19 protein-coding genes are annotated in these 21,058 nt (G+C 30.7%); 13 read left to right on the forward strand and 6 right to left on the reverse strand.

Annotation, left to right across the window (positions count from 1 at the left end):
* Positions 1 to 7: 7 nt before the first annotated feature.
* The gene (locus tag B3J26_RS09710) at positions 8 to 1,186 is read right to left on the reverse strand and encodes a thiolase family protein (protein ID WP_115001279.1); all 1,179 of its coding nucleotides are present in this window, start codon (positions 1,184 to 1,186) and stop codon (positions 8 to 10) included.
* Positions 1,187 to 1,379: 193 nt separating this feature from the next.
* Here B3J26_RS09710 and B3J26_RS09715 point away from each other — a divergent pair, with 193 nt between their 5' ends.
* The 3 genes from B3J26_RS09715 to B3J26_RS09725 all read left to right on the forward strand — a co-directional run bounded on the left by B3J26_RS09715 (position 1,380) and on the right by B3J26_RS09725 (position 4,284).
* Entirely contained in the window at positions 1,380 to 2,684 is a 1,305-nt protein-coding gene (locus B3J26_RS09715; RefSeq protein ID WP_291074324.1) for a M28 family metallopeptidase, read from the forward strand.
* A gap of 589 nt (positions 2,685 to 3,273) precedes the next feature.
* A complete protein-coding gene (locus B3J26_RS09720) occupies positions 3,274 to 3,678 on the forward strand; it encodes a hypothetical protein (protein ID WP_291074326.1) in 405 nt (134 codons plus the stop codon).
* Positions 3,679 to 3,768: 90 nt separating this feature from the next.
* On the forward strand, positions 3,769 to 4,284 hold the full coding sequence (locus B3J26_RS09725) for a hypothetical protein (protein ID WP_291074328.1): 516 nt from the start codon (positions 3,769 to 3,771) through the stop codon (positions 4,282 to 4,284).
* Positions 4,285 to 4,345: 61 nt separating this feature from the next.
* On the opposite strand, the gene B3J26_RS09730 is transcribed toward B3J26_RS09725, so the two are convergent.
* Positions 4,346 to 5,299: an isopenicillin N synthase family dioxygenase gene (locus tag B3J26_RS09730; RefSeq protein ID WP_291074330.1), complete on the reverse strand. Its 954-nt coding sequence runs from the start codon at positions 5,297 to 5,299 to the stop codon at positions 4,346 to 4,348.
* Between the two features lie 290 nt (positions 5,300 to 5,589).
* Between B3J26_RS09730 and B3J26_RS09735 the strand changes: the two genes are divergently transcribed.
* Together B3J26_RS09735 and hemF are read left to right on the forward strand one after the other, a co-directional pair.
* Positions 5,590 to 6,021 (forward strand): hypothetical protein, encoded by a 432-nt coding sequence (locus B3J26_RS09735; RefSeq protein ID WP_291074332.1) that lies wholly within the window; start codon positions 5,590 to 5,592, stop codon positions 6,019 to 6,021.
* Between the two features lie 76 nt (positions 6,022 to 6,097).
* A complete protein-coding gene (gene hemF, locus B3J26_RS09740) occupies positions 6,098 to 7,000 on the forward strand; it encodes an oxygen-dependent coproporphyrinogen oxidase (RefSeq protein WP_291049071.1) in 903 nt (300 codons plus the stop codon).
* A gap of 44 nt (positions 7,001 to 7,044) precedes the next feature.
* On the opposite strand, the gene B3J26_RS09745 is transcribed toward hemF, so the two are convergent.
* Together B3J26_RS09745 and B3J26_RS09750 are read right to left on the reverse strand one after the other, a co-directional pair.
* Entirely contained in the window at positions 7,045 to 8,490 is a 1,446-nt protein-coding gene (locus B3J26_RS09745; RefSeq protein ID WP_291049074.1) for an RtcB family protein, read from the reverse strand.
* A gap of 17 nt (positions 8,491 to 8,507) precedes the next feature.
* Positions 8,508 to 9,599 carry a slipin family protein gene (locus tag B3J26_RS09750; RefSeq protein WP_115001269.1) on the reverse strand — a complete coding sequence of 364 codons (1,092 nt, stop codon included), beginning with the start codon at positions 9,597 to 9,599 and terminating at the stop codon, positions 8,508 to 8,510.
* 944 nt (positions 9,600 to 10,543) lie between these two features.
* Here B3J26_RS09750 and B3J26_RS09755 point away from each other — a divergent pair.
* The gene (locus tag B3J26_RS09755) at positions 10,544 to 11,563 is read left to right on the forward strand and encodes a helix-turn-helix transcriptional regulator (RefSeq protein ID WP_188319801.1); all 1,020 of its coding nucleotides are present in this window, start codon (positions 10,544 to 10,546) and stop codon (positions 11,561 to 11,563) included.
* Between the two features lie 40 nt (positions 11,564 to 11,603).
* Complete coding sequence (locus B3J26_RS09760; RefSeq protein ID WP_115001267.1) at positions 11,604 to 12,353, forward strand: polysaccharide deacetylase family protein; 750 nt, start codon at positions 11,604 to 11,606, stop codon at positions 12,351 to 12,353.
* 66 nt (positions 12,354 to 12,419) lie between these two features.
* On the opposite strand, the gene B3J26_RS09765 is transcribed toward B3J26_RS09760, so the two are convergent.
* Together B3J26_RS09765 and B3J26_RS09770 are read right to left on the reverse strand one after the other, a co-directional pair.
* Positions 12,420 to 12,761, reverse strand: a complete 342-nt coding sequence (locus B3J26_RS09765; protein ID WP_115001266.1) for a phage holin family protein — start codon at positions 12,759 to 12,761, stop codon at positions 12,420 to 12,422.
* A gap of 134 nt (positions 12,762 to 12,895) precedes the next feature.
* On the reverse strand, positions 12,896 to 14,431 hold the full coding sequence (locus B3J26_RS09770; RefSeq protein WP_125349051.1) for a glycine--tRNA ligase: 1,536 nt from the start codon (positions 14,429 to 14,431) through the stop codon (positions 12,896 to 12,898).
* 204 nt (positions 14,432 to 14,635) lie between these two features.
* Here B3J26_RS09770 and B3J26_RS09775 point away from each other — a divergent pair, with 204 nt between their 5' ends.
* From B3J26_RS09775 to B3J26_RS09800, 6 genes are all read left to right on the forward strand, one after another.
* Positions 14,636 to 15,154 (forward strand): hypothetical protein, encoded by a 519-nt coding sequence (locus tag B3J26_RS09775; protein ID WP_115001264.1) that lies wholly within the window; start codon positions 14,636 to 14,638, stop codon positions 15,152 to 15,154.
* Between the two features lie 99 nt (positions 15,155 to 15,253).
* Entirely contained in the window at positions 15,254 to 15,700 is a 447-nt protein-coding gene (locus tag B3J26_RS09780) for an HYC_CC_PP family protein (protein ID WP_125349052.1), read from the forward strand.
* A 128-nt stretch (positions 15,701 to 15,828) separates the two neighbouring features.
* On the forward strand, positions 15,829 to 18,078 hold the full coding sequence (locus B3J26_RS09785; protein WP_115001260.1) for a TonB-dependent receptor: 2,250 nt from the start codon (positions 15,829 to 15,831) through the stop codon (positions 18,076 to 18,078).
* Between the two features lie 22 nt (positions 18,079 to 18,100).
* On the forward strand, positions 18,101 to 18,466 hold the full coding sequence (locus tag B3J26_RS09790; RefSeq protein WP_115001258.1) for a heavy-metal-associated domain-containing protein: 366 nt from the start codon (positions 18,101 to 18,103) through the stop codon (positions 18,464 to 18,466).
* 122 nt (positions 18,467 to 18,588) lie between these two features.
* Positions 18,589 to 19,158, forward strand: coding sequence for a tRNA methyl transferase PRC-barrel domain-containing protein (locus tag B3J26_RS09795; RefSeq protein ID WP_115001257.1), 570 nt, complete (start codon positions 18,589 to 18,591; stop codon positions 19,156 to 19,158).
* Between the two features lie 11 nt (positions 19,159 to 19,169).
* Positions 19,170 to 20,954, forward strand: coding sequence for an endonuclease (locus B3J26_RS09800; protein ID WP_291074337.1), 1,785 nt, complete (start codon positions 19,170 to 19,172; stop codon positions 20,952 to 20,954).
* Positions 20,955 to 21,058: the final 104 nt, after the last annotated feature.

Below are 21,058 nucleotides of genomic sequence, written 5' to 3' on the forward strand. Positions count from 1 at the left end.
TCTAAAATTAGATTTTTTCGATAATCATTGCAGATGCTCCACCGCCACCATTACAGATAGCTGCACCACCAATTTTTCCTCCGTTTTGCTCTAAAACATTTAATAATGTAACCAAAATTCTTGATCCAGAATTTCCAAGTGGATGACCAATAGAAACCGCACCACCATTTACATTGACTTTAGAAGCATCAAGGTTTAATAATTTAGTATTTGCAATTCCAACAACTGAAAACGCTTCGTTAAATTCCCAGAAATCAACATCAGCAGCTGTCATATTTGCTTTTTTCAATAATTTTTCAACCGCTTTAGCTGGTGCAGTTGTAAATTTTGAAGGTTCTTGAGAAGCATCAGCATAAGCAATAACTTTTGCAAGAGGTTTTAATCCTAATTCGTTTGCTTTATCTAAAGACATTAATACTAAAGCAGAAGCTCCATCATTAATTGTAGAAGCATTTGCAGCAGTTACAGTTCCGTCTTTAGAGAAAACAGCGCGCAAACCTGGAACTTTATCAAAGTTTACATTTTTATATTCTTCGTCTTCTTTAAAAATAACTGGTTCTCCTTTGCGTTGAGGAATTTCTACAGGAACAACTTCGTTGTCAAATTTTCCAGCAGCCCAAGCAGCAGCAGATTTTTTGTAAGAATTAATTGCAAACTCATCTTGCTCTTCACGAGAAATATTGAACTCAGTTGCACAAGTATCTCCGAAAAGTCCCATCATTTCTTTGCTGTAGTAATCTTGTAAACCATCGTTCACAATTCCATCTAACAAAACAGTATTTCCGTATTTATTTCCAGTTCTTGCATTTGGTGAATAGAAAGGAACCATCGACATGTTTTCCATTCCTCCAGCAACTACAACATCTGCGTCACCTAAACGAATTGCTTGTGTAGCAAACATTACAGCTTTCATACCAGAGGCACAAACTTTGTTTACCGTTGTTGCAGGAATTGTATTTGGTAAACCTGCTTTTATCATTGCTTGCTTAGCAGGTGCTTGTCCTTCACCAGCTTGCAATACATTTCCCATATATACTTCATCAACCAAAGATCCATCTAAGTTGATTTTATCTAAAGCTCCTTTAATAGCTGTTGCGCCTAAATCTGTAGCTGGAACGTTAGATAAACTTCCCAAAAAAGATCCCATTGCTGTACGAACAGCTGAAACTATTACGACTTCTTTCATTTAATTTGTGATTTGTTGTTTTTATTATGATAACTTAATAATGCAAGATATAAAATTTATAGTAGTATTAATTTGATTTACTTTTTAAAGATTTTTTAAATTTGTTATTGACTTAATACAGATAATTGATTTTTTTTGTTAAAATGATAATTATCTTAGAATAGAATATTTTTTGAAGAATAAAATGATTAAAATGCTGAAGATAAAAATGATATTATTTGGTTTGATTTCGTGTTTTGTAATTACAATCGGAAATGCGCAAACCTTTGATCAAAAATATTTTAAATCAATTTTAGATTCGCTTACGTCAAATTCGTTTGCTGGCAGAGGTTATGTAGAAAATGGAATGACAAATGCTGGAATTTATTTACAAAACGAATTTCAAAAAAATGGATTGAAGTCTTTTTCTAATCGTTATAATCAAACATTTACTTTTCCGATTAATATTATCAAAGATGCAAAACTGAAAATTAATGGAAAAGAATTAAAATATGGAATTGATTTTATTGTAAAGCCAAGTTCTAAATCAATTTCGAAAACCAATTCACCTTTTTATATTTTTGACACAAAAGCCTATGTGGAATCTTTTCAGTCGAAAGATAAAACGAGGGATTTTATTGTGAAAGATGATGAATCGCAAAAAGGAAAACATATTATTTTGCCGCCTTTAGTGACTTCTGTAGATTCTATTCAGAAATATTACAAACAATGGGCGAATATTTATGAGAAAAATGAAAATAAAAATCGAGCGATTTTTAGATTTGCATCAGATAAATTGACTTCAAGTCTTAGTCAACGACAATCTTCTATTTCAGAATTTATTATTTCGGATAAATTTTATTCTAAAAATTTAAAAATAAACGATTATTCTATTGATTCAGAGTTAAATAATTCATTCGAAGCAAATAATATAATTGGTTACATTGACGGAAAGAACAATGATAGCGTAATTGTGATTTCTGCTCATTATGATCATTTAGGGAAAGTTGGACAAACTATTTTTCCTGGAGCGAGTGATAATGCGAGCGGAACTGCAATGATGATGGCGCTGATGAAGTATTATTCAAAACATCAGCCTAATTATAGAACAGTTTTTATGGCTTTTGCAGGTGAAGAAGCGGGGATTTTAGGCGCAGATTATTATGTTAATCATCCTCTTTTTCCATTGAATCAAATCAAATTTTTAGTCAATTTAGATATTATGGGAGCGGGCGATCAAGGAATTCAAGTTGTGAATGGTAAAGTTTTTAAAAATCAATTTGAAAAATTAGTTGAATTCAATCAAACAAATAAATACCTAAAAGAAGTTAAAATTCGAGGAGAATCGTGTAATTCCGATCATTGTCCGTTTTATTTAAAAGGTGTTCCGTCATTTTTTATTTACACTTTAGGAGGAAAAGGTTTTTATCATGATCCCAATGATACAGCTGAAAGTTTGGATTTGAGTTCCTCTGAAAAAGTATATAATTTGTTGAAAGATTTTATAAATAAGCTATAAAAAAATAATCCGTTCAAAGTGAACGGATTACTAACCAACCTAAACTACTATAAAAAACTCTAAAAAGTAAAAAGAGTGCGAGTAATTTCAAACTTCATAAATCAATTTCGTTATACTCGTTGTTACTCTTTGTCTTACTATCTATGAATAAATTATTTGACACTGCAAATGTCTAACTTTTATGTCTTATTTGGAGAAATGGTAAAAGATTTTATTTATAATATGGATAGAAAATATTTATAACGATCGTTTGTTGTCGGATATTAATCTTTATATTAACTCATTAAAAATAAACAATAATAGTTAATATGTATTTACGTTAAAACGTATTTTAACACCTTTTTAACTATTTATTTACGAAAAGATGATGAAATGATAAGATTTGAAATCTTTTCAACTAAATTTGATTTTGAATCGTAAATACTTCATAAATTTAAACAAATTTTAAACCAAAAACACCAAAATGAGACTTTTTTTATTGGTTTTTTCCTTACATATTGTGTTATTTGTTGATGCGTAAAATGTTAACCCAAATCAAATTCGAGCAAAAATATACGATATTATTTTACAAGATATCCAAAAACAAAGTTTGGAATTTCCGAACAAAAAAATTGTGGTAGATCCTACAATTAATAAGTTTGAAGATTATAAAATGGACGAATTTGGACTGAAATTGGATTCGGTAAAATATGTACAAGACACTTCAATTTGTTCTAAGTTAACAACCTACAAATGTGTTTCGAAATTTGAGATTGATAATTATTCGATTACCAATGTTTACAAAGATGAATCAGATGCGCTATACCCAGACTTTTATGGGATTTATGTACCAATTGATTCGTGGTACAATCTGATTAATTATGCGGCTGTTAATCAATTCGAAAAAGACAGAAAATTTCAATTTAACGTCTTAATTCCAGTTAGAAATGTGCAAATGAAAAATAAAACGATGAAGGAAAAAATGTTCTTTTATAATGTTTTATTTGATGAGTAATTTAAGATTCTAAAATTTGAAAAATTATTCTTAAAACATTAAAATTCAATCAGAAAAGTTGTAAATTAGCAAGACTCAAATTTTTAATTGATGTTAAACGTTAGCGCTTATATAGACGAGCTTTTGCAGTTATCAAAAGGTAATTTACGAATTTGCCGCATGAATTGGTGGCTTTTAAAGTACGAAGACGAATTTGAGAAAGCGATAGAAGAAACGTCGTGTAAAAAGTGGCAAAGATGGCTTTATAATGGAGAACATCCATATCCATGTGTTTGTCCAAAGCGCGAAAAATTATGCGTTTTTATCGATTTATATCGTGAATTGGATCGTTTGACACAAGTGCAACGTTTAGAGAATTTTTTTCACGAATATTTTCAAAAATTTGAGTTGATTAAAGATTCAAAAGAATCTTTAAAAAACTGGATGAATGATATTCGTCCAACGATTTCGTCCATTTATTTATTGTTGGATAAGAATGATAATCTAAAGATTAGATTTTATAATTCGGATCCAGTTTTGGAAGTGGATATCAATAAAAATGATTATAAATACACCTTGTTGTGTTTGGATATTTTTAACTACAACATGTACGTAAGAGGCATGTAAACGAAAAGAGAGTTGACGAAATCAACTCTCTTTTTTTATGAAATAATAGATTAAATATGGCTTATTTAATTAAACCAATTTCTCTTAAACGCTGAGTCAAGAAATCTCCAGCTGTAATATCTTCAAATTGTTTTGGATTTTCTTCTGTTACACAATCTTCTAAAACAGATAAATCCATTTCAGAAATTGGATGCATAAAGAATGGAATAGAAAAACGAGATGTTCCCCATAATTCTTTCTCTGGATTAACCACTTGGTGAATTGTTGATTTTAATCTGTTGTTTGTGTGACGAGATAACATGTCACCAACATTAATCACCAATTCGTCGTCAGCAGCAATTGCATCAACCCAAGTTCCATCATGACGTTGCACTTGTAATCCACGACCTTGCGCTCCCATTAACAATGTAATCAAGTTAATATCTCCGTGAGCACCAGCACGAACTGCATCTTTAGGCTCTTCTGTGATAGGAGGATAGTGAATTGCTCTCAAAATAGAGTTTCCGTTTTTTACTTTATCATCAAAGTAAAACTCGTCTAAACCTAAGAATAAAGCCAAAGCACGTAAAACGTAAACTCCAGTTTTTTCTAATTGTTTGTATGTTTCTTCACCATAAGTGTTAAAACCTGGAACTTCGTTTACATCAACATTTTCTGGATAGTTGTATTTCGCTTTATCTTCTTCAGTTAAATACTGTCCAAAATGCCAAAATTCTTTCAAGTCACCAACAGTTCTACCTTTAGCATGTTCGTTTCCGAAAGCTGTATAACCGCGTTGACCACCAATTCCTTCTACTACATAAGTTTGTTTTGTTTCTGTAGGTAAAGCGTAAAATTCGCGAACGCTTTTATATAAATTTTCAACTAATTCGTCAGATAAAAAATGTCCTTTCAAAGCAACGAATCCGATTTCTTCGTATGCTTGTCCAATTTCGTTGACAAATTTTTGTTTTCTTGCTGGATCATCAGATAAAAAGTCTGCTAAATTAACCGATGGAATTCCGTTTTGTGACATTTATATTTTGTTTTATAAAATTTCTTCTGCAAAGGTATAGAAAGATTTCTTTTGTGAATAATATTGTTAATAACTTTTTTGGATTGCTATTGGTTTGATTTAAAATTAAATCGTTTAAATGATTTTAATTGGCTAAAATATTTATTTTTAATGATATTAAGTTTATTTTGAAGGTTCTATTGATTTTGATAAATATAAGTATTTACTATTTAAAATTGTATTTTAATATATATTACTTATAATTCTGATAATGGATATGGGTTTTGTTATATTACAAAAAATTAAAATGAATGAAATTACTATTTACTTTTTTATTATTTAGTTCAATTGTCTTTGCTCAAGAAAAAGGGAAGGCTAGGATGATGATTTATCCTGGTTGTGAAAAATTTGAAAAGAAAGGTGTAAAGAAGTTAGCAGACTGTTTTAGTAAGGATTTTAATAAACAGCTATTGCTTGAAGTTGAACAGGTGTTAAAAAATAATGGTTTGACAATTAATGAAATAAATGTAAATGCAAAAGTTAAATTTGAGATAAATAAAGAAGGTGAATTTCAAGATTTAGAAATAAATGGGAATGATTCAGAAAAATTACTTATAGAAGAGGCTTTTGTGAATTATGTTTTAAAATTGAAAAAAGACAACAAAAAAATAATTCCAGCTTTTACTGAAAAAGGAGAACCTGCAAGATTAATTTTTGATATACCATTTAAAATTATAAATTAAGGTTTGAAATTTTATTAATCTTAAGGCTAATTTTATCACAAGGAGATTTCATTCTATATTTGCAAAAATATTTATGATGAAAGATCAATTTTTTCAATATATACAAGACTTACAAAGTAAAATTATAGCCAAACTTGAAGAAGTTGATGGTAAAGCTAAATTTTTACGAGATAATTGGGAACGCGAAGAAGGAGGTGGTGGATTATCTTGTGTTTTAACTGACGGAGCTGTTTTTGAGAAAGCTGGCGTTAATATATCTAAGGTTTATGGTGAATTACCAGAAACCATGCAAAAGGCTTTGAATGTTTCTTCGGGTAAATTTTTTGCTTGTGGATTGAGTTTGGTTATTCATCCAACAAGTCCACATATTCCGACGACTCATGCAAATTGGAGATATTTTGAAATGTATGACAAAGAAGGAAATATTGTCGATCAATGGTTTGGAGGAGGTCAAGATTTGACGCCATATTATTTGGATGAAAAAGATGTGATGCATTGGCATACAATCTGTAAAAAAAGTTGTGATGCGCATGATGCGGCTTTTTATTTAAAGTATAAAGAAGAATGTGATAAATATTTTTGGAATACGCATCGAGAAGAAGCGCGTGGAATAGGAGGTTTGTTCTTTGATTACTTGAAACCAACTTCAGAAAAAACAGTTGAACAATGGTATGATTTCGTAACAGAAGTAGGAAACTCATTTTTGGAGGCGTATATTCCGATTGTTGAAAAACACAAAAATGATGAATTTTCTGCTGAACAAAAGGAATGGCAAGAAATTAGACGAGGTCGTTATGTAGAATTTAATTTGATTCATGATAGAGGAACTTTGTTTGGTTTGAAAACCAATGGACGAATAGAATCTATTTTGATGAGTTTACCCAAACATGTACAATGGCATTATAATCATCAGCCAGAAGAAGGTTCTGAAGAATATAGATTAGTAGACGTGTTAAAACATCCAAAAGATTGGATTTAATCAATAAAATATAAAATGCCTGAACAATTTGTTCAGGCATTTTTTTAATCTTCTCTTGATCCGTCATCAGCCATTCTGACCATTTTAGGCGTAAAAGTAGCCACAACATCAACCAGATCTTGTTGCGCTGCCATTACTTCGTGAATATCTTTATATGCCATCGGCGCTTCATCTTTTCCACCGCCAATTAATGTAATTCCAAAATCGTTCAAATAATCATTTATCTTGTTTTGTGATAATGATTTAATTGCTTGTGTTCGGCTCATTTGACGACCAGCACCATGCGAAGCCGAATGAATAGAATTTTCTTCACCTTTTCCGCGAACCAAAAATCCTGGCGCAGTCATAGAACCTGGAATAATTCCCATCACATCTTTAGAAGCTGGCGTTGCACCTTTTCGATGAACAATGACTTCTTCGCCGTTGTAAATTTCTTTCCAAGCAAAATTATGATGATTTTCTACTTTAGCTAAAACTTCTGCACCGATAGATTTTTTAATTTTTTGATGAATAATTTCGTGACAAGCCGAAGCATATTCACCAGCCAAATTCATCGTAATCCAATATTCTTGACCTTCTGCAGAATCCAAATCCAAATAAGCTAAATTTTGTGCTTTATACGGAAGTTTACAAATTTCTTTTGCAATTTTTGTATAATGTCCAGCGATTGTAGCACCGAAACCTCTCGATCCAGAATGCGTTAATAACGCTAAATACGAACCTTTTTTGATGTTCAGTTTCTTATCATCTTCTTTGAAATCAATCAGACCAAATTCTACAAAATGATTTCCTCCTCCAGAAGAACCCAATTGCGACCACGCTTTATCTTTTAAATTTTGAATAAATGAATTTGTTTCGAATTTTGCATCATCCAAAATCTGATGTTCGGCTTTGTATTGACCATGAAAACCATGTCCTGCACCAAACTTTGTGTTTTTTATTAAAGTTTTTTTTAACGAATCATGATGCTCAAAATAATAAGAAGCAGGTAAATCATAAATCGATAAAGCCATTCTACATCCAATATCAACGCCGACACCATAAGGAATAATTGCATTTTTTGTTGCTAAAACTCCGCCAATCGGTAAACCATAACCTTGATGAGCATCTGGCATTATTGCGCCGGCAACTGTTACAGGAAGTTTCATGGCTACTTTCATTTGTTCTAAAGCACCATCTTCAATATTTTTTGCACCATAAATGTTGAAATCGTTCGGATTTTCATTCAATTCAATTAAGTTTTCATCTTGTTGAGGTAAATGAATTCCATTGATAAAACCATTTGCAAGCGTTTTGAAAATTTTATCTTCTAAGAAATCTTGTGGCGAAGACAAAACTTGCGCATATTTATCAAGCATTTCGGCTTTTGTATAACCATTTCTTTTTCGGTTAATTTTTAAGGCAATTCCTAAAATTTCATTCTCAGGATAACCCAAGGCAATCAAATCGTTTCCATTAATTGGTTTGTTTTGTTGTTCAGTTGTTTTCATATAATTTGGTTAGAATATTATTTAGTAAACATTGTTTTTAGTTCATTTAATACATTCGACCCACCAGAAATTGAGATTTCTCCTACTTTATCAGCAATTTTTTCGATGTATTCCATCTCTTTCAATTTCCATAATGTTTCGTTTTCTTCCATTAATTTTGCTGTATTCAACAAGCTTCTTGTTGAAGCAGTTTCCTCACGACGCGTAATCGAATTAGCTTGAGCCGTTTTTTCGGCAATCAAAACACGGTTCATAATTTCTCTTATTTCTCCTGGAAGAATAATGTCTTTCATACCTGCGTCAATCAATTTTAGACCAATTTCTTGGAATTGAGCTTGATATTTTTGAATGATATAATTCGTTACCGAATTTTTATCTGACATCAAATCATCAAAATTCATGTTTCCAATAAATTCTCTCAAACCTAATTGAATGGCTTGATAAATCATTTTCTCGAAATCTTTGTTCGATTGATAAGCGTTTAACAAATCAGTAATTTGATAATTTACCATAAAATTGATTCGTAATTGCGCTTTATCTTTCGTCAAAATTTCTTGTCCCGAAATTTCAATTGTTTGCGGACGCATATCAAAAGATACCATCGAGATTTTAACTTCGTTGTTATAAAATTTATACTCGCCAGCTTTTAAAACTGAATTAAATTCATTGTCTTTGAACAAAATTCCTTCATGATAAGTTGGAATAGAAATAATACGAATCGCACCAGTTTTTCTTAAAATATCTATTTCTCTTTTTGTTAAATTCTTAATTTCGTCAGTAGAATTCAAGTCAAATTTTACAGCTTTTAATTGAGTCGAATTTTTCCAAATCATCACATTTTTATTGTAAAATGAATCGTACGATTGATTGTTTTTGTAAATAATCAACACTTCGTTATGTAATACTTCGATAAAATCTACCATCGATTTCAATGTTTCATTTTCTAAAAACATTGTGTGGTATTTTTCATCAATTATTTCGTTGATGTTTAATTTTTCGATGTTTTTATTAAAGAAAATCCAATAATTTCCTTTTGAGTAAATTTTATCTACTTCGTTATTTTTGATATAGATTCCAATTTCTTGGTTGTTAATTGCTAATTTTTTCATTTTATTATTTTTTATAGGTTTTTACTATTTTTTTTGTCATTCTGAGCCTGTCGAAGAATCTTTATTATGAGATACTGAAACGAGTTCAGGATGACTATTTTTTAATTCTATTCTCGATACAATTTTTCTTTATTTTCATTTCGAAAAATCACTCGAATTGACGAATTATTGTCATTCTGAGTTTATCGAAGAATCTTTTTCTAAATTTTTTAATTAAAAAAGCTAAATCATTTTTCTTTTTTAAAACGGAATTTGAAGTTTGAGCAGCTTATTTTGATTTCTTGTTTTAATCATTTTTTTCAAATCATTTTGACTTGATTTTTTAGTTTAAACTTTTGAAATCAATCATCAACTAAAGTTTCAAATTCAGGTTTTAAGCAAGTTTTTGATCTTATTTCAAATTTATTTCTACGAAATAAACTTTCTATTCGAAAAGAAAACTTTTTAGCTTTTTTTGTTTCCAATGGTGCCCTTTCGGGCGATAAAAAACAGATTAAAAGTCTGATTTTAATGATTACTCTAACCAACTGAGTTATTTCAGTTTACTGAAAGTAGGAATCGAACCTACGACCCATCATTAATGATTGCTATACCGCTTAGCTATTCCAATCGAAATTGAAAATGGGATTCGAACCCATGTGCATCATTGGGATTTTAATTATTCAGAATAGAAGTGATGAAGCATTTTCTACTACAATGCTATACTGAAACATTTGTCAAGGAACAATTAAAATCGTTTGGTTGTTAAACCTTTGACAAAGTTGGAGTAGAAGTGTGCGAATGAATTGCGCAATAAAATATTTTTTCGAAATAATTTGTAAATGATGATGAATAGAGGATTTTATATTGAAAATATTTTGAATAAAATTTGAAATAAAAATTTCTGCGCAAATAGATTGCGTACTTTGATTTGAAATTTGTAGTATTGAACAAAGAAATCAACCATGGCAACCAATAAAATTGCATTAATACGTTATCAAACGATCGATAAATGTCTTCAAAATCATTTCAGAAAATGGACATTAGAAGATTTGATAGAAAAAGTTTCGGAAGCTTTGTATGAATACGAAGGAATAACTTCTGGCGTTTCGAAACGGACAATTCAAAGCGACATTCAGGTGATGCGAAGTGATAAATTGGGTTATCATGCGCCAATTGTTGTTCGAGAAAAAAAGTTTTATGAATATGAAGATCATAATTATTCGATTCATAATTCGCCTGTTTCGTCTGCAGATTTAGATAAAATGAAAGAAGTGATTTCGGTGATGAAACAATTGAATGGTTTTAATTATTTTGATGATATGAACGAGATTATTACGCGTCTCGAAAATAATTTATCCAAGCAAACTCATCAACAACCAAATTATATTCAGTTTGAGGAAAATGCATTGTTAAAAGGTTTGGAGCATTTGAATCGATTGTATCAAGCAATTGTGAAGAAGCAGTCTTTGCTGATTTCTTATCAATCGTTCAAAGCAAAAAATCAAGAACCAAAACAACAAGTTTATTATCCGTATTTGTTGAAAGAATACCGTAATCGCTGGTTTTTATTGGCTAAATCGAGAAAAGATAAAAATTTGTATACGTTGGCTTTGGATAGAATTGTTGAGTTTTATGAATTGGCAAATGAACCTTTTATCGATGAGCAAGAAATTAATTTTGATACGTATTATAACAATGCGATTGGCGTAACGAAAAGTGTGAAAGAAAGGGAGCAGCGTGTTGTTTTTCGTGTGAATAAAAAATTAGCGCCCTATGTGGTGACAAAACCAATTCATGCGACGCAAAAAGTGTTGGAAGTGACGGACGAAGGAACTTTATTTTCGATAGAAGTTGTACATAATTTTGAGTTGGAACGAGAACTTTTAGGATTTGGAGAAGAAATAGAAATTCTTGCTCCAAGATTAGTGAAAAAAAGAATCAAAACACGATTAGAAAAAGCATTAGAAAAATATAAAAAATAGAATTTCTTTCATACATTTAATTCATTAAAAACTAACTTAAATGATATGGAATAAAAGAATAATGACACTTTTGAGTGTCTTTTTATTAATCTTCTCGACAAGTTTGTTTGCACAGAAAGCGAGTGATTCTGTGAAAAAATATATCTATTTAACTTTTGATGATGGACCTTTGAATGGAAGTGAAAATATTGATGAGGTTTTCAAAAATGAGAAGTTAAAAGTGACTGTTTTTCTTGTTGGAGAACATGTGGAGAAAAATAAAACAATGACGGATTATTTTAAATATTACGAAGATAATCCTTACATCGAAGAATGTAATCATAGTTGGACGCATGCGAATGATCAGTACAAAAAGTTTTATAGTAACGAGCAAACGTCGGTTGAGGATATTTTGAAAAACCAATCGATACTAAAATTACAAGATAAAATTGTTCGTTTACCAGGAAGAAACATGTGGAGATTGGACGGAAAATCGAAGAATGATGGAGCTTCTGGTGTACAAACGGCTGATGGTTTAGCAAAGTTGGGTTATAAAGTTATTGGTTGGGATTTGGAATGGACGCATCATGGAAAAGATGGAACACCGGTGCAATCTGTTCAAGCGATTTATAAACAAATTGTTAATCAATTAGAATCGAATAAAACCTTTACAAATAATAATATAGTTGTGTTAATTCATGATGAGATGTTTCAGAATAAATGGGAAGAGTCCGAATTGAAACAATTGGTTGATCTTCTTAAAAAACATGATAACTATATTTTTGAGCAAATAAAATTTTATCCTCAATAAAACTTTTATAAAATACAAAAGCTGTCCAAAATTAGACAGCTTTTTATATGTAGTAATTTGTATAAATTAGTCTCCCATCATTCCTCCAACTAAAGAATTGACAATTGCTAAAACAATACCAAATAATAATGCGTACCAGAATCCGTCAACATGGAAACTGTCTCCCATAATTGCGCTTGCTAATAAGATAATAATTGCTGTAATCACAAAAGAAAATAAACCTAATGTTAAGATTGTTACAGGTAAACTAATAATGTTTAAAATTGGTTTTACAACAGCATTTAAAAGTCCGATAACAAGTGCAACAATAATCGCAGAACCATATCCTTTTACAGATACTCCAGGTAAAATGTTAGCAAGTCCGAAAACAACTAATGCTGATACCAAAAGATTAATAATAAAGCCCATAATTTGTATTTTTTAGATTAATATATCTAGATTAAAATCAAAAGCTTTGCCAAATTGTTAAAAATTTTAATAAAAATAAAAAAAGCTCAGAAATTTCTGAGCTTTAGTATTATTGTATTGAGAAGATATTCTTTTTATAATTGTTCAAAAAGATATTTCATGTTGACTTCTTTGTCGATAATTTGAGCTAACTCATTAATATTAACACGTTTTTGCTCCATTGTATCACGGTAACGTAAAGTAACAGAATTATCGTTTAATGAATCGTGGTCAACAGTGATACAGAAAGGTGTTCCAATCGCATCCATACGACGGTAACGTTTACCGATAGTATCTTTTTCTTCGTACATTACGTTGTAATCTAAACGTAATTTCTTCAAAATTTCTTTCGCTAATTCAGGTAAACCATCTTTTTTAACTAATGGTAAAACAGCCGCTTTAATTGGCGCTAATGCAGCTGGTAAAGACAATACTACACGTTCTGATCCATCTTCTAAAACTTCTTCTTTCAATGAATTTGAGAAAACTGCTAAGAACATACGATCCAAACCTACAGAAGTTTCTACCACGTAAGGTGTGTACGATTCGTTTGTTTCGTTATCGAAATATTGAATTTTTTTACCTGAATGTTGTTCGTGAGCTTTCAAATCGAAATCTGTACGAGAGTGAATTCCTTCTAATTCTTTGAATCCGAATGGGAATTTAAACTCAATATCAGCAGCAGCATTTGCATAGTGCGCTAACTTTTCGTGGTCGTGGAAACGGTAATTATCATTTCCTAAACCTAATGTTTGGTGCCAACGTAAACGTGTTTCTTTCCATTTTTCGTACCAATCTAACTCAGTTCCTGGTTTTACGAAAAATTGCATTTCCATTTGTTCAAACTCACGTTGACGGAAAATAAATTGACGTGCAACAATCTCATTACGGAAAGCTTTACCAATCTGAGCAATTCCGAAAGGTAATTTCATACGTCCAGATTTTTGTACGTTCAAGTAATTTAAGAAAATACCTTGAGCCGTTTCTGGGCGCAAATATAAATCCATTGCCTGATCAGCTGTTGCACCTAATTTTGTTCCGAACATCAAGTTGAATTGACGAACTTCTGTCCAGTTTTTAGAACCAGTTACAGGATCAGCAATTTCTAATTCTTCAATCAAAGCTTTTACATCATCTAAATCTTCGTTTTCCAAAGATTTTCCCATGCGCGCTAAAATTGTATTGATTTGATTTTGATATTCTACAACACGAGGATTTGTCGCAACAAATTGATCTTTATCAAAAGCATCACCGAAACGTTTTGCAGCTTTTGCAACTTCTTTCTCGATTTTACCTTCAATTTTTGCACAATGATCTTCAATTAAAACATCGGCACGGTAACGTTTTTTAGAATCTTTGTTATCAATCAAAGGATCATTAAACGCGTCAACGTGGCCCGAAGCTTTCCAAGTAGTAGGGTGCATAAAAATAGCAGAATCAATGCCGACAATATTTTCGTGCATTTGTACCATTGCTTTCCACCAATATTGTTTGATGTTATTTTTTAGCTCAGCTCCGTTTTGACCATAATCGTAAACGGCTGATAATCCATCATAAATCTCACTCGATTGAAAAATGAAACCATATTCTTTCGCATGAGAAACTACTTTCTTGAAAATATCTTCTGACATAATTAATTGTGTGTTCTTATTTAAAGTGCAATTTTAGTGATTTTTGATGACTATTGAGGTATATTTTGATAAAATCGTAAGGCTTTAATCGCTTATTCTATTTTTTGAGAAGATTATTAACAAAATGATTGATTTTACTATTCGAGTTATTTCAATTTCAATCAAAAAAAACATACTTTTAAATCATAAAAAAAAGATAACCCTATGAAAAAAATTATTCTTCCTGTTCTATTATTAAGTTTTGTTACAAGTTGTAATTCTAATAATTCATCTAGTTCATCAACAGAAAATAAAATTGAAAGTGAAGTGAAAGATTCGGTTAAAGAATCGGATGTTAATTATAATGTTGCGCTTGATTTTATGAATAATTATGTTGATTATATCATGGATACAATTGGAAAAATAAACGAAGATGAGTATATCAAGCAAAATGAATTATTGACGCAAAGTTTTAAAGATCGATACAAATTTGTGCAAGATTCTGCTTTTAAAGTTGAGCCAGAAGTTGGGTTGGATTTTGATCCGATTGTCGATGGACAAGATTTTCCTGATAAAGGATTTAAAATAAAATCGATTGATAAAGCAACAGGTTTAGTGACTTTGCAAGGGATAGATTGGCAAAATTTTGAAGTTGTTTTGAAAATTGTTAACGAAAACGATAAATCGTTGGTAAATGGTTCTGGGATTATTAATATTCCGACGAACAAACAGGCAAGAAGATAAAGTGATGAAAACTGAAAATTCTATAAGAAACTTTGAAAATGATATAAATTTCAGTTTGTTTTGATTTGAATTTTTTGTTTATTTTTGTCCAACATGAAAATGCAACATTACATAAAGTATGTTTTGTCGGTGGTTTTGATTTTTTCAAATCTTAGCTACGCATTTTCTATGCATTTTTGTCAAGGAGTGGTGGAGCAAGTGAAGTTGAATCATTTGGATAATAATTCGCACGAAATGGGAGTTTCTACTTCGTGTTGTCCTCCAAAAACAGAAAAAAAACATTGCGAATTACCGGAAAACAATAAATCTAAAAAAGATGATTGCTGTAAGGATATTTCATATTCGGATAAGTTTGTAGAAAAGCAAACTGTCAAAATTCAAAAACTTATTCCGATTAGTTTTATAGTTTCTGAAATTCTTCAAATTAGAATTCCGATTCAAGATGAAGAGGTGAGCAATCAATCTAGTTTCCTTGATTTTTATGTTGCGTCAAATGCACCGCCAAATTATATACTCAATTCTCAGTTAACATTTTACGAAGGGTAATACCCGTTTATTTTTTGATTAAATTAATCAGAAAACAATACGCTATTATCTAAATATTAAAGTATTTGATGAAAATCTAATCAACAAGTACACAATAATAAATAGGCATTGAGCCTTAAATCGTAAAAATGAAAAAAATATTCACTTCAGTATTTATACTAAGTGCTGCGTTTTCTTACGCACAATCTACTTTAAAAGGAAAAATTACAGATCAAAATCAACAACCAATCGTTGGAGCAGAAGTGTTTTGGCAATCGTCAGATATTACTGTTATTACAGATGAAAAAGGAAACTTTGAGATCGAAAATTATCAACCAACCTCAATTTTAGGTGTTTTTTATGACAATGAAACAACAACTTTTAAGGAATTAAAAGACGAATTTCAGAATATCACCATCAATGTAAAAGATCATTTTGGGGATACTTCGTTGAATGAAGTTGTGGTTCGTGATACAAGTAGTTCGCTTAAAAAATCGAAGTTTGCAACCAATATGACGACAATGACTGGAAAAGAATTGTTGAAAGCAGCATGTTGTAATTTAGCTGAATCTTTCGAGACAAATCCTTCTATTGATGTCAATTTTTCGGATGCTGTGACAGGAAATAAGCAAATTAAAATGTTAGGTTTAACCTCTCCTTATATTTTGATTGCAGAAGAAAATATACCAAATGTTCGTGGAGCTTCTCAAGCTTTTGGGCTTAGTTTTACGCCAGGAACTTGGGTAGAAAGTATTCAGGTGACGAAAGGTGCTGGAACGGTGATTAATGGTTACGAAAGTATTTCTGGGCAGATTAATACAGAATTAATAAAACCTTCAAATGATATTCCGTTGTTTGTGAATCTTTATGGTTCGACAGATTCTCGTTTTGAAGGAAATGTGCATTTGAACAAAAAATTGAATGATAAATGGAGTACTTCTTTGTTTATGCATGGAAATGCACGCGTTTCGAAGAATGATATGAACGATGATGGATTTTTAGATAATCCGCTTGGACACCAAGTTAATGTAATGAATCGTTGGCAATATCAAAACTTAGAAAAAGGTTGGGTCGGATTTTTATCTGCAAGATATTTGAATGATACAAAACAAGCAGGACAAGTTGATTTTGATAAAGATCGTGATAAATTAACAACAAATTATTGGGGGTCAGAAATCAATACAAATCGTGTGGATGTTTCGTCAAAAATTGGGTATGTTTTTCCAGAAATGCCTTATCAAAGTATGGGATTACAAACGGCGTTTAGCTATCATAAACAAGATTCTTACTTTGGATTGAATCAATATGATATCGAACAACAAAGTTTTTATGCCAATTATATTTTTAGTTCGATTATTAGCAATACAAAAAATAAATTCTCTACAGGAGCTAGTTTTACATACGATAAATTCAAGGAATTTGTAGCGCTTCCAACGGATGCGAATTATGATCGAATTGATAATTCTGCAGGAGCATTTTTCGAATATACGTTTGATAATATGAAGAATTTCAATATGATTGCTGGGCTTCGTGGAGATTATCATAATCGAATGGGCTTTTTCTTGACACCGCGTTTGCATACGCGTTATATGCCAGTAAAAGGAACAACAATAAAAGCGTCGGTTGGTCGCGGAAAACGAATCAATAATATATTTGCAGAAAATCAGAATTTATTTGCATCTTCAAGACAATTTAATATTCTGGGCGATGGAAATGGAAAAATATATGGTTTAGATCCAGAAATTGCATGGAATTATGGATTTAGCGTAACACAAGAATTTAAATTATTTGGTAAAAATGCAGATGTTACAGCAGATTTTTATCGAACAGATTTTCAAAATCAAATCGTAACTGATATCGATTATTTGGCTCGTCAAGTAAGATTTTATAATTTAGAAGGAGATTCGTATGCAAATTCGTTCCAATTTGATTTTAATTATAATCCATTCACAAATTTCAAAATTAGAGCATCTTATAAATATTACGATATCGCAACAGATTATGAAAAAGGAAAATTAGAACGTCCGTTGCAAGCGAAACATCGTTTCTTTACAAATTTAGAATACGAAACACGCGAAAGAAATGGTAAAAATTGGCGTTTTGATGCAACGTATAATTGGATTGGAAAACAGCGTTTACCAAATACATCAGATAATTTACCAGAAAATCAGTTGAATGAATATTCGAATCCATTTGGGACAATTAATTTCCAGATTACACGTGTTTTTTCAAAACGTTTTGAAGTATATATTGGAGGAGAAAATGTAACGAATTATCAACAACATCGCGTAATTTTAGGAGCAGATAATCCTTTTGGTTCAAATTTCGATAGTTCGATTGTTTATGCGCCAATTTTTGGACAAATGTATTACGCTGGATTAAGATTTAGTTTAAAATAAAAATCATAAAAAATATAAAATAATGAAAAAATTATTAGCCTTTGCTTTGGTTGCGACTTTAGGAATTAGCGCACAAGCACAAAATAAAAATGCAAAACACGATTTACACGTTAAAGGAAATTGTAGGCAATGCAAAGATCGTATAGAAAAAGCAGCTTATGGTGTAAAAGGTGTAAAATCTGCTGAATGGGATAGTAATACGCAAAATTTACATATTATATTGAATGAGAAAAAGAGTAAAGTGGATGATGTAGAAAACGCTGTAGTAGCGGTTGGTCACGATACTGATAATAAACGTGCAGAAGAAAAAGTGTACGGAAATTTACCTTCTTGTTGTTCATATGATCGTGAAGGTTCAGCTGGGGAAGCTAACACGCATAGTCATTAAAAGATTTTAAAATACAAAAAAGGGATTTCAATTAGAAATCCCTTTTTTGTTTATAAGATGTTAATAGTTTAAAAATGAAAATTTTATTTTTAACTTTTAGTTAACATTAACATTCTATATTTATGGCTTTCCTTTTTTGGAAAGAAACAAATAAATTAATTGAAGTGAAAATAGGTCAAATTGTAGAAATTCCAAAAAATTCTTCTATTTATAATATGGAAAAACCATCTTTTCAATCAAAAGAAGAAGAACTTTCTTGGAAGGTAAACCAAAGAAATTATTCTTTGTTTGATGGTTTTATTGTGGGAGAACATACTGGAATAGAAAAATTTGAAATAGGACAACGAAAAGGTTTAAATGTTAGCGGAAAAGAATTTCCGGTTTATGTGATTGGAATTGATGAACGCGAAAACAGAATTTTTATAGGACAAGGAAAAAATCATCCAGGCCTTTTTACAGATGTATTCTTTTTTGAAGAACAAAATATAAGTTGGTTAGAAAAACCATTTTTAATCAATGAAATAGAAGCTAATGTTGCATCTACATATTTGAAAGAAGAAATAAATGCGAGGTTTTATCAATTTGGAAAAATCTATTTTTTGGAGTTCGAAAAACAAATTCCTTTGATAATGAAAAATTACACATTAAGGCTTTCTTATGAAAACAAGGAAGTTATACTATTAAACAAATAATTGTTATTAAAATGAAATTGAAATTTACTTTTTTATCATTTGCTTTAGCATTATTCGCACAAGCTCAAAAAGCACCTGCGTATTATTCAAGCATTAATTTTAGTAAAACGAAGAATGAGTTGAAAAATGATTTTGCTAAATTAATTACTGATACTCATAAGCAAAATGTTTCTTATTCAGAAGGTTTGAAAAATTTATTTCAAACAAGTGATGCCGATCCTCAAAATCCATCTAATTTATTGTTGATTTATGGATCTCAGAGTTCTGGTACACATCAAAGAAGTCGTGCTTTTTCAGGATCTTGGAATAGAGAGCATGTTTATGCAAAATCTAAAGGAACACCAAATTTAGGAACTTCTGGACCTGGATCAGATGGACATCATTTACGTCCTGCTGATGTCACATTGAATAGTACTCGTGGAAGTTTGCTTTTTGATGATGGAGTAGGAGCAATGGCAATGAAAACGAGTCGTGGTGGTTGGTATCCAGGTGATGAATGGAAAGGAGATGTTGCGAGAATTTTAATGTATATGTATGTACGTTATGACAAACGAACTTTACCTCTTAACATTACTTTTGGACCAAGTACATATTCATCAGATTTCCCTGATATTCTTTTGAAATGGAATGTAGAAGATCCTGTTTCGCAATTTGAAATTCAAAGAAATAATGTTGTAGCGAATGTTCAAGGAAATAGAAATCCGTTTATTGATAATCCATATTTAGCAACTGTTATTTGGGGAGGTCCTAAAGCGCAAAATAATTGGCCAGAATCTTTTGGTGAAGGAGGAGGTTCTGAAGAGGATACTGAAAAACCTACTGTGCCAACAAATTTAGCTTCAACAACGATTACATCATCAAGTGTGTCGTTAACTTGGACAGCTTCTAGAGATAATGTAGGTGTTAATAAATATGATATTTATGTAGACAATACATATAATACAACTGTTTATAGTAATAACGGAACAGTTTCTGGATTAAATCCTTCGACAACTTATTCTTTTTATGTTGTAGCAAAAGATGTAGCTGGAAATAAATCGGATAATAGTACTGTAATTCAAGTAACAACAAAAGAATCTAATATAGGAGGAGGTTCAGGAGAAGGAACAAGCTGTGGAACAGAGGATTTTGAAAATATTCCATCTACAGGAAGTACACCTCCAGCATCATCTTACACAGATAGAACTTGGTCGAATAGAGGAATTGTGTGGACTGCAACAAATGCAAGAACAGACAAGCAAATTTATATCGATGGAGATAGTAATAAAGCAATTTGTATTAGAAAAGGAAATTTAAAATCATCTACAATTTCTGGAGGAATAGGTTCTTTATCAGTAAAAACATATCTTCCTTTTGCAGATTCTGATGGATTTTATACATTAAAAATTAATGGAGAAGTAAAAGGACAAATACCTTATTCTAAAACAGCTAAAACAACAAAAATTGATAATATTAATGTTGAAGGAGATGTTGTAATTGAGTTGATTGATGAAACTTCAAATAACCGTGTTTCTTTTGATAATTTATCATGGACTTGTTACGAAAAATTAGCAACAGATGAGGTTAAAAAGCAAAATAATAAATTAGTTATTTATCCTAATCCAGTTAAAAATCATGAGTTTGTTGTCAATGGAATTGAAAATAAAGAAACAATTCAAATTTTTACTATCAATGGACAATTGGTTCAAACGATTCAAAATGTAACAAATAATTCTAAAGTTAGATTAAATAAATTACCTAAAGGAGTTTATATCGTTAAAACGAAAAATCAATCTAATAAAATTATTGTTGATTAATAAGTATCTTAATGATAAATAAAAAAATCCATCTCAATTTGGACTGCACCCAAAAATTTGGACAAATTAAAAATTAATTATTAGGACTGTCTCTTAAAGTGTGT

Source organism: Empedobacter sp. UBA5987 (genome assembly GCF_002429865.1).
Classification (GTDB): Bacteria; Bacteroidota; Bacteroidia; order Flavobacteriales; family Weeksellaceae; genus Empedobacter; species Empedobacter falsenii_B.

Excerpts from the sequence above, each read along its gene's own strand:
- hemF (WP_291049071.1), top strand. The coding sequence starts at position 6,098 with ATGAAAGATCAATTTTTTCAATATATACAAGACTTACAAAGTAAAATT.
- B3J26_RS09790 (WP_115001258.1), top strand. The coding sequence starts at position 18,101 with ATGAAAAAATTATTAGCCTTTGCTTTGGTTGCGACTTTAGGAATTAGC.
- B3J26_RS09775 (WP_115001264.1), top strand. The coding sequence starts at position 14,636 with ATGAAAAAAATTATTCTTCCTGTTCTATTATTAAGTTTTGTTACAAGT.
- B3J26_RS09770 (WP_125349051.1), bottom strand. The coding sequence starts at position 14,431 with ATGTCAGAAGATATTTTCAAGAAAGTAGTTTCTCATGCGAAAGAATAT.
- B3J26_RS09750 (WP_115001269.1), bottom strand. The coding sequence starts at position 9,599 with ATGAAAAAATTAGCAATTAACAACCAAGAAATTGGAATCTATATCAAA.
- B3J26_RS09730 (WP_291074330.1), bottom strand. The coding sequence starts at position 5,299 with ATGTCACAAAACGGAATTCCATCGGTTAATTTAGCAGACTTTTTATCT.
- B3J26_RS09795 (WP_115001257.1), top strand. The coding sequence starts at position 18,589 with ATGGCTTTCCTTTTTTGGAAAGAAACAAATAAATTAATTGAAGTGAAA.
- B3J26_RS09780 (WP_125349052.1), top strand. The coding sequence starts at position 15,254 with ATGCAACATTACATAAAGTATGTTTTGTCGGTGGTTTTGATTTTTTCA.
- B3J26_RS09765 (WP_115001266.1), bottom strand. The coding sequence starts at position 12,761 with ATGGGCTTTATTATTAATCTTTTGGTATCAGCATTAGTTGTTTTCGGA.
- B3J26_RS09755 (WP_188319801.1), top strand. The coding sequence starts at position 10,544 with ATGGCAACCAATAAAATTGCATTAATACGTTATCAAACGATCGATAAA.
- B3J26_RS09785 (WP_115001260.1), top strand. The coding sequence starts at position 15,829 with ATGAAAAAAATATTCACTTCAGTATTTATACTAAGTGCTGCGTTTTCT.
- B3J26_RS09735 (WP_291074332.1), top strand. The coding sequence starts at position 5,590 with ATGAAATTACTATTTACTTTTTTATTATTTAGTTCAATTGTCTTTGCT.
- B3J26_RS09715 (WP_291074324.1), top strand. The coding sequence starts at position 1,380 with ATGCTGAAGATAAAAATGATATTATTTGGTTTGATTTCGTGTTTTGTA.
- B3J26_RS09745 (WP_291049074.1), bottom strand. The coding sequence starts at position 8,490 with ATGAAAACAACTGAACAACAAAACAAACCAATTAATGGAAACGATTTG.
- B3J26_RS09725 (WP_291074328.1), top strand. The coding sequence starts at position 3,769 with ATGTTAAACGTTAGCGCTTATATAGACGAGCTTTTGCAGTTATCAAAA.
- B3J26_RS09800 (WP_291074337.1), top strand. The coding sequence starts at position 19,170 with ATGAAATTGAAATTTACTTTTTTATCATTTGCTTTAGCATTATTCGCA.
- B3J26_RS09710 (WP_115001279.1), bottom strand. The coding sequence starts at position 1,186 with ATGAAAGAAGTCGTAATAGTTTCAGCTGTTCGTACAGCAATGGGATCT.
- B3J26_RS09760 (WP_115001267.1), top strand. The coding sequence starts at position 11,604 with ATGATATGGAATAAAAGAATAATGACACTTTTGAGTGTCTTTTTATTA.